Genomic DNA, 13,392 nt, shown 5'->3' with positions numbered 1-13,392 from the left:
AATAGAGTCTTTGCGCTTATGTTCCATGGCCGACACCAAACTATCCGTCAAACACGTCGTTTTGTTAAAGCCTTCTAAAGATAGGGCGATCCCAGCCACAGGATGCGGTCGAAGAGCCGGATGATGAAGGGCCGGGCCCGCAAGGAGTCCAGCGTGACGGGAATGGCCGTTTCGATGGCCGATCCGATCCGGGCCTCGATCTCGCGGGCAAAGCCTGCATCGAGGACCTCCAGATCGATCTCGAAGTTCAACCGCAGCGACCGGGCGTCGAGGTTGGACGAGCCGACATAGGCCCACACGCCGTCGATCGACAGCAGCTTGGAATGGTCGAACGGGCCTTCCGTGCGCCATATGCGGCAATAATTCTTCAGGATCTGGTCGAATTGCGCGGTCATGGCGCGGTCGACGAGGAAGAGATTGTTGACCGCCGGCACCACGACATCGATCTCGACGCCGCGCCGGGCGGCGGTGATCAAGGCGCTGATCAGTTCGCGGTCCGGCAGGAAATAGGGCGACATCAAACGGATCGACTTGCGCGCCACCGAGAAGGCGCCGATCAACAGCTTGTGGTTGGTCTCATTGCTGGCGTCCGGCCCGGATGCGACCGCCCGCACCAGCATCGGCTGGCCGGGCGCCGGCGACAGCGGGGCAATTCGCCAGGCATCGCCCTTCAGCGCTTCGTTGGTGGCGAAGCGCCAGTCTTCGGCCGCGACCGAGAACAGGTCGGCGACGGCAGGTCCGGTGACCTTGAAATGCGTGTCCCTGGCGCTGTTGGAGCCTGAGAACTCGGCCGAAAAACCCTTGCGGATGTTCATGCCGCCGGTGAAGGCAACGGTGCCGTCGACCACAAGGATCTTCCGGTGGGTCCGGAGATTGGCGTAGGGCAGGCGCAGGCCTATGATGATGTTGCCGTTGAAGACATCGGCGGGGATGTTGGCGCGGCGCAGATGGCCCAGGATGCTGGGAACGGAGTAACGGGCACCGACGGCGTCGATCAGCACGCGAACGGTGACACCACGCTGGACGGCACCGGCCAGCGATTCGACGAAAAGCAGGCCGACAGCGTCATTGTCGAAAATATAGGTCTCGAGCAGGACGCTGCGCTCGGCGCCGTCTATCGCCGCGCACATGGCGGCATAGGCCTCGTCGCCGGTCTCCAGCACATCGATGGCATTGCCCGGGTTGAGGGCGCGCCGCGCCACCCTGTCGCCCAGCGTCCGCAGGCCGGTGAAGCGCTGACCGTAGCGCTCGACGATCAGGGTCTCCTCGGCGGCGATGTCGCGCTCATTCTTGGCGGATACCGCGTCGCCGGCAAGCGGGCGCTGCGCCGTGATCGTGGCGCGGCGGATGCGGTTGATGCCGGCCACGGCATAGATCAGCACGCCAAGGATCGGCGACAGCACCATCACGCCGACCCAGCCGGTGGCGGCGCGCACATCCTCCTTGGTCATGACGGCATGGGCGATGCCGACGGTCGCCATGACCACCGAGATGATCGCCAGGATTTGTGTCCAGTGAGTCGCAATGGTCTCGAACATTGCCGGGACTATCCAGCGAGCGGTTGCAGAAGGCAATGCGGCCGGTCAATGCCGCACATTCGCCAGGTGGCGGGCGCGACATGGCTGGAGAGATCTAGTCCCAGGCAGAGTTTGGGCCGATGAAGTTCCTCTGAACTCCCGCCTGGGAAAACCAACTTGACGCGAGGGAAAGCATAGAGACGGCGTGGTCCGGCATCGCCCCGGTGGTCCGAGGCTTCCTGTACTTTGGTACCACATCTGTTGTATATCAGAGGGGCCGAAATTAGCGGTATAACACTTTGATCGGAGGCGGGGGGAGCGCCGAATGACGAGATTCAACTTCGAGGGGCCTCCCGTGGGGGACGGCGACATATCGGCCGAATGCCAGCGCCAGTTGCTGCCTCTTATCCATGAAATCGTCCAGGCGGCGGTCGCGGCCGGTTGGAGCCGCGACGATGTCCTTCTGGCTTTTGTCGAACTCACCTGGGATCTGTACGAGAAACGTCGCGGTGATCTGTAGCAGCCGGTCGTAACCTGTCGGCTCGGCACCCCTTCTTGCCTGACCGCCGATCCTGGTGCCAAAAAACGAAGCAATGGATTCGCGGAAGCCGCGCCACGGCTGATAAACGAAACTCGGGCATCGCGAAGACCGGCATCGCCGTGAAATAGAATGCCCGTCAACTTCCTGCGTCGGTCATTTTTTCTGTCTTTTCGCGAATAAGAATTTTTCTTTGCGCATGGGAGTTCTTCCCTAGCCGGGACGCCTGCGTTACGTTGGTTCCGGGTTCGGGCAAAGGGGATTGCAAGCGGCGGCAAGGCGGCTGAGGCGACGCGTATGAAAAATGCGGACGAAGCTGGGGAAAGCGGGGTTTCCCGAGGCGTCGATCAGGCAGCCCGATATGTCCTGGACATCATTCCAGAAAGTGCCGGTCCCAGAAGAGCCACCGCGCGTGGCAGCGTCATCCATTCCGTCCGCGGTCCAGGCTCGCAGACGTTCCTGGCCAAGGAACATTCCGCGGGCATCGTGCTGAGGCCCGGACGCAAATTCAGAGCCTCGCTCGGCAGCGACAAGATCACGCAATACGATGCGCCGGTCGGATGCCTCGTCATCAATCCCGCCGGAGTCGACAGTACCCTCGCCTGGTCGCAGACCGGGGAGAACGCCGTCGTTTCCATCTCTCCTGAAGCGCTGTCGGAGTTGGCCGCGCACGAGTTCGATCACTCCGACGTGGAGCTTGAGCCACCTGCGTTCGGCAAAGTCGACCTGAGGGCGCTCAACATCGCCCAGATGATCACCGCCGAGCTGACCGGCAAGCTGCCGCCGGACGAGCTCTATCTGGACTCGCTGCTCACCGTGTTCGGCGTGCATCTCTCGCGCACCTACACCGGCCAGCACGTTCGGCATGCCGCCGCATCGATACCTGATCAACTGCGCCTGGACTTCGCGGAAAGGTTACTCGTTGACGGCGAGCTTGCAATCGCCGAAGTCGCCTACCTCGCGGGGTTTTCGGACCAGAGTCATCTGGCCGCAACCATGAAGAAGTACCGGGGAAGAACGCCGACCATGACCGGATATGCGCCAGCCAGAAACTGAAAGCTCAGGATGGCAAAGTGGCAACACCTGCCGTCCGATAATCCAAGACCGGAATTTCCTACAAAGCTTCCCGAGTTTTCCAAAATACGTCCGTCACCACTGTGCCCCAGGCATTACGGGAGTAATTCGAAATAGCATGCAGCCTGCGCATTATTCGCCATCTGGCCGGACTGATCGAATGAACCGGAGCGACAATGCAGCCACAGTTCGATCAATCACGAATTGTTTTTCAGGGGAACGGGGAGGGCGGTCTCGGGTTGAATCCCATCTGCGAAATATCAAGGGACCGAACGATGCGGTCTGATGATGGCCCTCCGGGATCGGCGTCCGGACCCAGTCCCGCGCGACAGCCGGCGCTGATCGTGAAAGGCGGGCTTTCCGCCCACGGCGCGCGCAAGGTCCAGGAATTCCTCGAACAGAACTTCACACGCAAGATAGCGCTTGCGGAGATGGCGGCGGTTTGCGGGCTTTCATCCTATCACTTCGTGCGAGCTTTCTCCCGGACGTTCGGGGTGCCGCCGCATCAATATGTGCTTGATCTGCGGTTGGACTTCGCCGAGAGGCTGCTTGCCGAAAGCCGCATGGCCATCGCTGATATCGCCCATTTGAGCGGCTTTTCTAGCCAGAGCCATTTTACTACCGTGATGAAGAAATACCGGCGATTGACGCCATTGCAGGCCCGCTTCGGCAAGCTTAATTCGAAGCTTAGGTGATATATTGATCGCGTCATTGTTTTACTTCGCCTTATTAAAGCACGAACTAAAGTAACTATCCGTTAACTCCCGCGAAGTTGCCGCAGTTTTTCTGACAAAACAGCAATTTCCTGAAATACGGCAAACCAGAATCGTGGCTTTCTGCGAGTGCTGGAATTTGTCAGACATTTCCTGGCGGCTGGCGAACGGAGAGGACCATGACCGACAATCAGATTTCGAGTGGCTCGTTTGTTCAGCATCGCGCGGCGCATTTCGCCAGGCATTGGATTGCGGGGGCCGAGCAAGGCTCCCGCGCGCTCCGCCGCCGCCTGATGGCGGTGCTGCGCATGGCGCACCGCGTGCTCGGCATGCGCCGCAAGGGATCTGGGCTCGGCATGCTCGGCATCGGCAGGGTTCTGGCAGCGGCGCTGGGTGCGATTGCATTGGGCGGCATCGCCACGCCGGCACTGGCACAGTATGCCGCTGGCGGCGGTACGGCGAACAGCGCCGGTTCGGTGGCGGTCGGACCGTCCGCCACCACGAATGGGCTGCGGGGCATCGCGGTTGGGTCGGGAGCAACTCAGGCCGGCATCGATTCCATTGCCCAAGGCACCAGCGCCAACGCTGGCAGCCAGAACGCCGTCGCGATCGGCTTCCAGTCGATCGCCTCACAGCTCAACTCCATTTATCTTGGCTCGCGCACCGCCGCCGGGACGGGTGCCACCGCCCAGAGCGCCATCGGCATCGGCACGGATGTCACGGCATCCCAGGTCGACGCCATCGCGGTCGGACGGTCATCCGTTGCGTCGGCGCAATACTCGGTGGCTCTCGGCCTGAGCGCCAAGGCCACAGGCACAGGCGGCGCGATGGCGCTGGGGCAAGGCACGATCGCAAGCAATATTAATTCGGTAGCGCTCGGCGTCCAGGCTAGCGCCACCGGGGGCGGCGCCAACGCCTTGGGCACCTTCTCTGTTGCTTCGGGAGGGAATTCCACCGCTGTCGGTACCAGTTCGTCCGCCGCTGGCGGCTTGTCATTCGCCGGAGGCTGGTCGGCCGTCGCCAGCGGGGACAGTGCCGTCGCCTTAGGCAAGTCGGCCAACGCGGCAGGGCTGAACTCGACCGCGCTCGGCTCCAGCACCAATGCCTCGGCCGATTTCGCATTGGCGCTGGGTAACCAGGCCGTGTCGAGCGGTATCGGCTCTGTCGCGGCTGGCTCGGGATCCCAAGCCACGGGCGTGTCCGCCACCGCACTCGGCAACAATGCCGCGGCGACCGCCGCCAACGCAACCGCGCTGGGACTGGGCGCTACGGCGGGCGGTGTAGACGGCACGGCGATCGGCAAGCAAGCCAATGCGAGCGCGCAGGACGCCATCGCAATGGGCACCAGCGCCAAGGCCAGTTCGGCCCAAGCCATTGCCGTGGGCATCAATGCGGTGGCGACCGGCGGCAAGGCCGTCTCTATCGGCTCGGGCAACACCGCTTACGGCGATGGCGCGGTCTCCATCGGTGATCCCAGCTATGCCAGCGGCACCGGCGCCTTCACCGGCGGCGCCAACAACATCGCCAACAGCGACGGCACGGCAACCGCCACCGCCGCCAACCAGGCGGCGGGCGCGGTCGCCATCGGCAACAACAACAAGGCCATCGGACAAGGCTCCGTGGCATTGGGCAACGGCTCAACGGCAGGTGCCGCCGGCCTTGCGGGCAATGTCGCGCTGGGCAATGGCGCGACGGCGGCGGCGAGCTCCGGCGATGTCGCGCTCGGTTCGGGCTCGGTGACCGCCGTGGCGGTCGGCACGCCCAATGCGGTCATCAACGGCACGACCTATGCCTTCCAGGGCACGACGCCGACTTCGACGGTCAGCATCGGCGCGCCCGGCGCGGAGCGCACGCTCACCAATGTCGCTGCGGGCCGGATCAGTGGATCCTCGACCGACGCGGTCAACGGTTCGCAGCTCTTCGCCACCAACCAGGCGGTCGATGCCATCGGCACCACGCTCAACAACATCAATGTCGGCGGCGGCATCAAATATTTCCACGCCAACTCGACGCTGGCGGACTCGTCGGCGACGGGTACCGACTCGGTCGCAATCGGACCCACCTCGACCGCGACGGCGTCGAGCGCCATCGCCGCCGGCAGCAATGCGAACGCCTCCGGCGCCAACGCCTCGGCCATCGGCACCAGCTCTGTCGCATCGGCCCTCGACGCAACGGCGATGGGTTTTCTATCCAAGGCCTCGGGCCAGTTCAGCACCGCCGTCGGCGCCAACGCAAATGCTACAGCTTTGTCCAGCACGGCGATCGGCCAGAACGCACTCGCATCCGGCGTTCAAGCGACCGCTCTCGGCAAACAAGCCAATGCCGGCGCCTCGGAGGCACTCGCTCTGGGCGCCAACTCCACCGCCGGCAACGCAGGCGACGTGGCGCTGGGCTCGGGCTCGGTGACCGCCGTCGCTGTCGGCACGCCCAATGCGGTGATCAACGGCACGACCTATGCCTTCCAGGGCATCAATCCGGCCTCGACGGTCAGCATCGGCGCGCCCGGCGCGGAACGCACGCTCACCAATCTGGCGGCGGGTCGGATCAGCGGGTCCTCGACCGACGCGGTCAACGGCTCGCAGCTGTTCGCCACCAACCAGGCGGTCGACGCCATCGGCACCACTGTCAACAACATCAGCACCGGCGGCGGCATCAAATATTTCCACGCCAACTCGACGCTGGCGGACTCGTCGGCGACGGGTACCGACTCGGTCGCAATCGGACCCACCTCGACCGCGACGGCGTCGAGCGCCATCGCCGCCGGCAGCAATGCGAACGCCTCCGGCGCCAACGCCTCGGCCATCGGCACCAGCTCTGTCGCATCGGCCCTCGACGCAACGGCGATGGGTTTTCTGTCCAAGGCCTCGGGCCAGTTCAGCACCGCCGTCGGCGCCAACGCAAATGCTACAGCTTTGTCCAGCACGGCGATCGGCCAGAACGCACTCGCATCCGGCGTTCAAGCGACCGCTCTCGGCAAACAAGCGAATGCCAGCGCCTCGGATGCGCTCGCTCTGGGCGCCAACTCCACCGCCGGCAACGCAGGCGACGTGGCGCTGGGCTCGGGCTCGGTGACCGCCGTCGCTGTCGGCACGCCTAATGCGGTGATCAACGGCACGACCTATGCCTTCCAGGGCATCAATCCGGCCTCGACGGTCAGCATCGGCGCGCCCGGCGCGGAACGCACGCTCACCAATCTGGCGGCGGGTCGGATCAGCGGGTCCTCGACCGACGCGGTCAACGGCTCGCAGCTCTTCGCCACCAACCAGGCGGTCGATGCCATCGGCACCACTGTCAACAACATCAGCACCGGCGGCGGCATCAAATATTTCCACGCCAACTCGACGCTGGCGGACTCGTCGGCGACGGGTACCGACTCGGTCGCAATCGGACCCACCTCGACCGCGACGGCGTCGAGCGCCATCGCCGCCGGCAGCAATGCGAACGCCTCCGGCGCCAACGCCTCGGCCATCGGCACCAGCTCTGTCGCATCGGCCCTCGACGCAACGGCGATGGGTTTTCTGTCCAAGGCCTCGGGCCAGTTCAGCACCGCCGTCGGCGCCAACGCAAATGCTACAGCTTTGTCCAGCACGGCGATCGGCCAGAACGCACTCGCATCCGGCGTTCAAGCGACCGCTCTCGGCAAACAAGCCAATGCCGGCGCCTCGGATGCGCTCGCTCTGGGCGCCAACTCCACCGCCGGCAACGCAGGCGACGTGGCGCTGGGCTCGGGCTCGGTGACCGCCGTCGCTGTCGGCACGCCCAATGCGGTGATCAACGGCACGACCTATGCCTTCCAGGGCATCAATCCGGCCTCGACGGTCAGCATCGGCGCGCCCGGCGCGGAACGCACGCTCACCAATCTGGCGGCGGGTCGGATCAGCGGGTCCTCGACCGACGCGGTCAACGGCTCGCAGCTGTTCGCCACCAACCAGGCGGTCGACGCCATCGGCACCACCGTCAACAATCTCGGCGGCTCCGTCACCAATCTTGGCAACGTCGTCAACAACATCGCCGGCGACACCTCGACCGCCTATACCGACGCCAACGGCATAGGCATCCGCTACGCCCGCACCAACGAGGCCGGACTGGCGCAAACCGATTCCTTCGCGCAAGGGCTCGGCTCCACCGCCGTCGGCTACCAGGCAAGCGCGACCGGCGTCAGCGGGCTGGCGCTCGGCCGCGGCACATTGGCCAGCATCGACGGCAGCGTCGCGCTTGGTTCGGGTTCCGTGGCCGACCGGGCCGTGGCGCCAGCCACCGGCCAGATCGCGGCCGGTCCTGCCAACTTCATCCAGTACAACACCACCGACAAGACGCTGCTCGGCGCCGTGTCGGTCGGCACCGCCACGTCCTACCGCCAGATCACCAATGTGGCCGACGGCACGCAGGCGCAGGATGCCGTCACCGTGCGCCAGCTGCAGGGGGTGATCGCCTCGGTCTCGGCGACGTCGACCAAATATTTCCATGCCAATTCGACGGCCGGCGACTCGCTCGCGGTGGGCGCCGAGTCGGTCGCGGTCGGCCCGACGACGGTCGTCAACGGTGACAATGGCATCGGTATCGGCAACGGCGCCATCGTCGACCAGATCGCGCCGGGCGGAACGGCCATCGGCCAGAATGCCCATGTCATGCTGGCCGACGGGTTGGCGCTGGGCACCAATTCGCTGGCGTCCGGCATCCAGTCGGTGGCGCTCGGCGCCGGCGCCCAAAGCACCTTCATCAACAGCGTCGCGCTGGGCGCGCAGTCCGTCACCACGGTCGGCGCCCAGGCCGGCTACACGGCCTTTGCGCTCACCGCCCCGCAGACCTCGGTCGGCGAAGTGTCGATCGGCGGCGCGGGAGCCGAACGCAAGCTCACCAACGTCGCGGCGGGCTCGGCCAATACCGACGCCGTCAACGTCTCCCAGCTTAAGGGCGTGTCGCAAAACGTCGCCAACCTGTTCGGCGGCAGCACCACGGTCAATCCCGACGGGTCGATCACCGGCCCGACCTATACGATCCAGGGCAACAATTATTCGACCGTCTATGACGGGTTCACGGCCGTCAACAATGCGCTGACCAACATCAGCAATGGCGGCGGCATCAAGTATTTCCACGCCAATTCGACGCTGGCCGACTCCACCGCCAGCGGCACCGACAGCGTCGCGATCGGGCCGGCCAGCGTGGCCAGCGGCACCAACAGCCTTGCCGCCGGCAATGGCTCGACGGCCACGGGCCAGGGCGCGGTGGCACTCGGCCAGGGCGCCAAGGCCAACAACGCCAATGACGTGGCGCTGGGTTCGGGCTCGGTGACGCAGACCGCGGTCGGCACCTCCAGCACCGTCATCAACGGCAAGACCTACGCCTTCGCCGGCACTACCCCGACCGGGACCGTCAGCGTCGGCGATGCCGGCGCCGAGCGGACGATCACCAATGTCGCCGCCGGACGGGTCAACGCCGGCAGCACCGATGCGATAAACGGCTCGCAGCTCTACGCCACCAACACGGCGGTCGAGGATTTGAAATCGGGCTTGGGATCGCTCACCCAGAATGCCGTCACCTATGACACCAATCCGGACGGCAGCAAGAAGAACAGCATTACGCTGCAGGGTGGCGACGTCAACGCGCCGGTGGTCATCTCCAATGTCGGCCCGGGTGTTGCCGGCACCGATGCGGTCAACGTCACCCAGATGAACAACCGTGTCGATTACGCCATCAACACGTCCAACAGCTACACCGACAAGGTGGCCGCCACGACCTTGCAGCAGGCCAACAACTATACCGACCAGAAGCTCAGCCAGCTCAATAGCGACCTGGGCGGCATACGCGACGAAGCCCGCCAGGCGGCGGCGATCGGCCTTGCCGCTGCCTCGCTGCGCTACGACGACCGTCCCGGCAAGCTGAGCGTCGCGGCCGGCGGCGGCTTCTGGCGGGATTCGAGCGCCTTGGCCTTCGGTGCGGGCTACACGAGCGAGGACGGCCGCATCCGCGGCAACGTGTCGGGCACGGCCGCTGGCGGTCATGTCGGCGTCGGCGCCGGCATCAGCTTCACCTTGAACTGAGGCAGGAATGAAAGGACTTGCAGTATTGACTTGCCTGGCGCTCTGCGGCGGCCTCGCGCCGGCCGCGGGGCAGGTTGCGTCGCCGTACAGGATCAAGCCTTCGGATGTGGTGCTGCCGCCCGACGTGAAACTGGGAACCTATCAGCGCACGATCCGTCCCTTCGAAAACTGGACGCTGATCTGCGACGAGAACCTCAAGGCCCGCAAGAAGGTCTGCAATGTCTCGCAGGTAATCGAGGACACCTCGGGCAAGATGGCCTTCAGCTGGTCGCTTGCCGCCACGCAGGACGGCAAGCCCTACATGATCGTTCGCACCGCGCCGAACGCCAGGAGCGACGGCCTGGTGTCGCTGAAGTTCGATGGGCGGGACCAGGCGATCGACGTCCACTTGAACGGCTGCAATGACGTGGTCTGCGTCGGCATGCTGCCGGTCGGTCCCGTCATGCGCCAGCAGATCTCGCAGAATGCGACGCCGGCGATTTCCTATTCCACCGTCGACGGCAAGACGATCACCGTGACCGCAGCAACACTGAAGGGGCTGTCGGCAGCCCTTTCGCCACTCAAATGACCGGGGCAACACAATGAGCCAGCAGGACCAGTTCACGTCCGTAAAACGCAGCAGCCCGGCCGTCGAGGCGGACCGGCAGCGGCTCGTCGAACCGGCCCGCCGGCGATGGCCGCGCGTCGTCGGATTTTCACTGTTGGGGCTCGTCGTGGCGGGCCTTGGCTTCGCCGCCGGGAACTATGCCGCGATCGCAAATCTGGTCGGCAGCGCGACGGCCGCACAGGCTGAGACAGCCAACCCGGCGCTTCCGGACTCGCCTTTCCTCGAGCACGTCAAGCAGGCCGGCGTGCAGGCCTGTTCGACCATCTACCCGGTGCTCGGGCAGGTCTTGACGACAGGCGCGAAATACAGCGTCAAATCCCTGTGGAACGACCAGGCCGCCGACAAGCATGCGGTCCAGGCCTTCGTCGGCATGGACTATGCGACGGAACGCTATAGCGGGCCTGCCGCCGGCGTCGTTTTCGCATCGCCCACCGCTTCGGGTTGCGAGGGGACGATGGTGCGGGTGGCGCCGTTCGCCAGCCCCTGCGCCGACCTGCCGTCCATTCTTCCGCAAGGCAGCAAGATCACCGACCATCTCGGGCAGGTGGAGGTGTACGAGCTCGGCGGCAATGCCGGTGAGGCCCTTCTCTTGCCGACAGGCAAAAGCTGCGTGGTGATCTCCGTCGCTTCAGCGGCGAAGTAGGCGAAGCGACCAGGATCAAGGAAAGGGGTGCCGACCATGAGATTGCGGGCTTTGGCAGTTTTGGGCTTGACCTTGTTGTGGAGCGGACACGTCGTCTCGGCCGACCTGGTGGCGCCTTCGGAGCCGCAGCAGGAGGAAAAAGGCATCTGGGCGGCCATCGCCTATTCGCAGTCCGACAGCAAATACGGCTTCTTCTGGGGCGCCGACAAGCGGCAGGAGGCGAAGGACATCGCGCAGAAATATTGCGAGAACGCCGGCGGCAAGGCCTGCAACGTCGTCTCCGTCTTCCGCAACCATCGCCATTGGACTGATGACGACGAGACCGGCTTTCCCTACAAGCATTGCGGCGCGCTCGCCATGGCCGACAAGGTCGAGAACCGTTTCACGCCCTGGGGCGTGAACTCGGCCGAGACCCGCCGTGAGGCCGAAGACCTCGCCTTGCAGGCCTGCGAGGCGTCAGGGGCCAAATGCAAGATCCGTGAATGGGTCTGCACATGAGGCGTGGCCTCAAGGCCGCCTGCGCATATGGGGCAATCGCATTCTCGTTGATGTCGCCAGCGTCGGCTCAACAACAGGCGGCTGCTGCTCCAGACGGACCGTCATCGCTGCGCGAAGTCTATCAGGACTGGAGCGTGTCCTGCTCTGTCCAGGAGAATGCCAGGGTCTGTTCGCTTTCACAGGACCAGGTCCAGCAGAATGGCCAAAGGCTGCTTGCCATGGAGATCCAGAGGCGCGCGGACGGGTCGACGATGGCTACCCTGCTTCTGCCCTTCGGCATCCTGCTCGATCCGGGCGTGACGCCCCAGATCGATGATCAGCCGCCATTGTCTCCGCAGCGCTTCAGGACCTGCCTGCCGACAGGCTGCATCGCGGTGTTTTCCATTGACCGATCGGTGCTCGGAAAGCTGAGGGTGGGCACGGTGCTGAAGCTCAATGTCACGACAGATGCAGAGACGCCACTGACATTCCCGGTGTCGCTGCACGGCCTGACCGCGGCGCTCGACCGCATGGTCGCGTTGAGCGCACGGTAAGGACAAGGGCGGCGGCCTGCGATGCCGGCCGCCATCGATGCCACCCGCTTCGGCTGGGTTCCATGGAACGTTGGCGTGCCGAGGCCGTCGTCGGGTGCTACCGCCAGCGGATCGTGATGATGAAGAAGACCTACGTCAAACCCACGCTTGTGAAGCGCGGAAAGCTGACCGAGCGCACGGCACAAATCGTGGCATCCGGGGTCGTATTGGGCGAGTAGTGGCATTCGCGCGGGCGCCCGTGTGAACGGTGGCTTACGGGCACGCCAGCGGCGGCCCGGACCGTCCTGAACCCGTCTCGGATCAGATATGCGTCCAGGATATTCGCTATTCCCGGTTCGTCTTCCACTACAAGGATTAGACCCTTGTCGATCATTGGCAAAGCTCCCGCATTCCGCGCCCGATGCGGTGCTTATGCGGCGGAAAACCAGCCCTGCTAATTCCCGGCGACCGGCAGGCGGGCCGAAAGAACTGGTCCACACGCTGTGCACGCCAAATCTCCGCGACTTGCAAAACTTCGGCGTTTCGTGCCTCGATCTCCATGGGCTCACGAGAGTTGCGCGACATCCACATCCACACGCATCTGGAAACCGAGAAGCCATATCGAATAGCTGCACGAAGCAGAATAAAGTGCAATTCGGCGGCCTGCTGCCGGCCGATCGCTGGTGATGGGGAGGATTTGATGCGGAACACGATGCTGGGCTTCGCGGCACTTGCCCTGGTTGCGTGCCAATCGGCGCCTGTGGAGCCGCAACCAGCCGCTGTCGAACCTCCGTCAGCTCCGGTTGTCGCTCCCCCAGCGTTGGCTTCCGGGACTGCTCCTGCTGGTTCGACAATCATGGATCCATCCGTGACCATCACGCCCCCAGCGAAGGGCGTTCCAACAAAGTACGCCGCTTTTTCGGGCATGTGGGCTGGGCGATTGGAGGGCACATATGAAGCCAGAGTAGCCGTGCAGACGATTTCGCCAAACGGCAAGGTCACGGTCACCTTTGCGTGGGGAAATCTGGGCGACAACAATCCGGGAGAGGCCGCCGGTGAAGGAAGAATTGTTGGGAGCACATTGAAGCTCGGGCGCCTGCCGAACGGCGCGGACATCAGTTTGACAATGTTGCCTGATGGCACCCTGGCCGGAACCTATACGCTCGCCGGCCAGACCTACACGGGTGCGTTCACCAAGCAATGATCAAGGAAGCGTCTGCATGTTGCTGCGGATGGGCGGCTTGGCGAG

The 13,392-nt window shown here is 64.4% G+C and carries 11 protein-coding genes and 1 pseudogene; 10 read left to right on the top strand and 2 right to left on the bottom strand.

The window, feature by feature from the left end; all coding sequences use genetic code 11:
• Positions 1–74: 74 nt before the first annotated feature.
• Positions 75–1,538, bottom strand: a complete 1,464-nt coding sequence (locus MAFF_RS12255) for a phospholipase D-like domain-containing protein (protein WP_010911225.1) — start codon at positions 1,536–1,538, stop codon at positions 75–77.
• A gap of 304 nt (positions 1,539–1,842) precedes the next feature.
• Between MAFF_RS12255 and MAFF_RS12250 the strand changes: the two genes are divergently transcribed.
• The 9 genes from MAFF_RS12250 (at position 1,843) to MAFF_RS40625 (ending at position 12,382) form a co-directional block, all read left to right on the top strand.
• Complete coding sequence (locus MAFF_RS12250) at positions 1,843–2,037, top strand: hypothetical protein (protein ID WP_010911224.1); 195 nt, start codon at positions 1,843–1,845, stop codon at positions 2,035–2,037.
• A gap of 315 nt (positions 2,038–2,352) precedes the next feature.
• Positions 2,353–3,111: a helix-turn-helix domain-containing protein gene (locus tag MAFF_RS12245; RefSeq protein ID WP_010911223.1), complete on the top strand. Its 759-nt coding sequence runs from the start codon at positions 2,353–2,355 to the stop codon at positions 3,109–3,111.
• Positions 3,112–3,305: 194 nt separating this feature from the next.
• Positions 3,306–3,824: a helix-turn-helix domain-containing protein gene (locus MAFF_RS12240; RefSeq protein ID WP_010911222.1), complete on the top strand. Its 519-nt coding sequence runs from the start codon at positions 3,306–3,308 to the stop codon at positions 3,822–3,824.
• 197 nt (positions 3,825–4,021) lie between these two features.
• On the top strand, positions 4,022–9,883 hold the full coding sequence (locus tag MAFF_RS12230) for a beta strand repeat-containing protein (protein WP_010911221.1): 5,862 nt from the start codon (positions 4,022–4,024) through the stop codon (positions 9,881–9,883).
• Between the two features lie 7 nt (positions 9,884–9,890).
• Positions 9,891–10,451 carry an invasion associated locus B family protein gene (locus MAFF_RS12225; RefSeq protein WP_010911220.1) on the top strand — a complete coding sequence of 187 codons (561 nt, stop codon included), beginning with the start codon at positions 9,891–9,893 and terminating at the stop codon, positions 10,449–10,451.
• A 13-nt stretch (positions 10,452–10,464) separates the two neighbouring features.
• Positions 10,465–11,133 (top strand): hypothetical protein, encoded by a 669-nt coding sequence (locus MAFF_RS12220; protein ID WP_010911219.1) that lies wholly within the window; start codon positions 10,465–10,467, stop codon positions 11,131–11,133.
• A 36-nt stretch (positions 11,134–11,169) separates the two neighbouring features.
• Positions 11,170–11,631 carry a DUF4189 domain-containing protein gene (locus MAFF_RS12215; RefSeq protein ID WP_044548288.1) on the top strand — a complete coding sequence of 154 codons (462 nt, stop codon included), beginning with the start codon at positions 11,170–11,172 and terminating at the stop codon, positions 11,629–11,631.
• Positions 11,616–12,164 (top strand): invasion associated locus B family protein, encoded by a 549-nt coding sequence (locus MAFF_RS12210; RefSeq protein ID WP_010911217.1) that lies wholly within the window; start codon positions 11,616–11,618, stop codon positions 12,162–12,164. The genes MAFF_RS12215 and MAFF_RS12210 overlap by 16 nt, the downstream gene beginning before the upstream one ends.
• A 62-nt stretch (positions 12,165–12,226) precedes the next feature.
• A complete protein-coding gene (locus MAFF_RS40625) occupies positions 12,227–12,382 on the top strand; it encodes a hypothetical protein (RefSeq protein WP_010911216.1) in 156 nt (51 codons plus the stop codon).
• An 11-nt stretch (positions 12,383–12,393) separates the two neighbouring features.
• On the opposite strand, the pseudogene MAFF_RS40620 reads toward MAFF_RS40625, so the two are convergent.
• Positions 12,394–12,534, bottom strand: a pseudogene (locus MAFF_RS40620) (DNA-binding response regulator); the annotation flags it as partial.
• A gap of 477 nt (positions 12,535–13,011) precedes the next feature.
• Between MAFF_RS40620 and MAFF_RS12205 the strand changes: the two are divergent.
• Entirely contained in the window at positions 13,012–13,347 is a 336-nt protein-coding gene (locus MAFF_RS12205; protein ID WP_244420779.1) for a hypothetical protein, read from the top strand.
• The last annotated feature ends 45 nt before the right edge of the window (positions 13,348–13,392 follow it).

This window comes from Mesorhizobium japonicum MAFF 303099 (assembly GCF_000009625.1).
In the GTDB taxonomy this organism is placed as follows: domain Bacteria; phylum Pseudomonadota; class Alphaproteobacteria; order Rhizobiales; family Rhizobiaceae; genus Mesorhizobium; species Mesorhizobium japonicum.
Note: the sequence above shows the minus strand (reverse complement) of the source record. Positions and strands in the feature narration are given on the sequence as shown.

Excerpts from the sequence above, each read along its gene's own strand:
- MAFF_RS12210 (WP_010911217.1), top strand. The coding sequence starts at position 11,616 with ATGGGTCTGCACATGAGGCGTGGCCTCAAGGCCGCCTGCGCATATGGG.
- MAFF_RS12250 (WP_010911224.1), top strand. The coding sequence starts at position 1,843 with ATGACGAGATTCAACTTCGAGGGGCCTCCCGTGGGGGACGGCGACATA.
- MAFF_RS12255 (WP_010911225.1), bottom strand. The coding sequence starts at position 1,538 with ATGTTCGAGACCATTGCGACTCACTGGACACAAATCCTGGCGATCATC.
- MAFF_RS40625 (WP_010911216.1), top strand. The coding sequence starts at position 12,227 with ATGGAACGTTGGCGTGCCGAGGCCGTCGTCGGGTGCTACCGCCAGCGG.
- MAFF_RS12245 (WP_010911223.1), top strand. The coding sequence starts at position 2,353 with ATGAAAAATGCGGACGAAGCTGGGGAAAGCGGGGTTTCCCGAGGCGTC.
- MAFF_RS12240 (WP_010911222.1), top strand. The coding sequence starts at position 3,306 with ATGCAGCCACAGTTCGATCAATCACGAATTGTTTTTCAGGGGAACGGG.
- MAFF_RS12230 (WP_010911221.1), top strand. The coding sequence starts at position 4,022 with ATGACCGACAATCAGATTTCGAGTGGCTCGTTTGTTCAGCATCGCGCG.
- MAFF_RS12215 (WP_044548288.1), top strand. The coding sequence starts at position 11,170 with ATGAGATTGCGGGCTTTGGCAGTTTTGGGCTTGACCTTGTTGTGGAGC.
- MAFF_RS12220 (WP_010911219.1), top strand. The coding sequence starts at position 10,465 with ATGAGCCAGCAGGACCAGTTCACGTCCGTAAAACGCAGCAGCCCGGCC.
- MAFF_RS12225 (WP_010911220.1), top strand. The coding sequence starts at position 9,891 with ATGAAAGGACTTGCAGTATTGACTTGCCTGGCGCTCTGCGGCGGCCTC.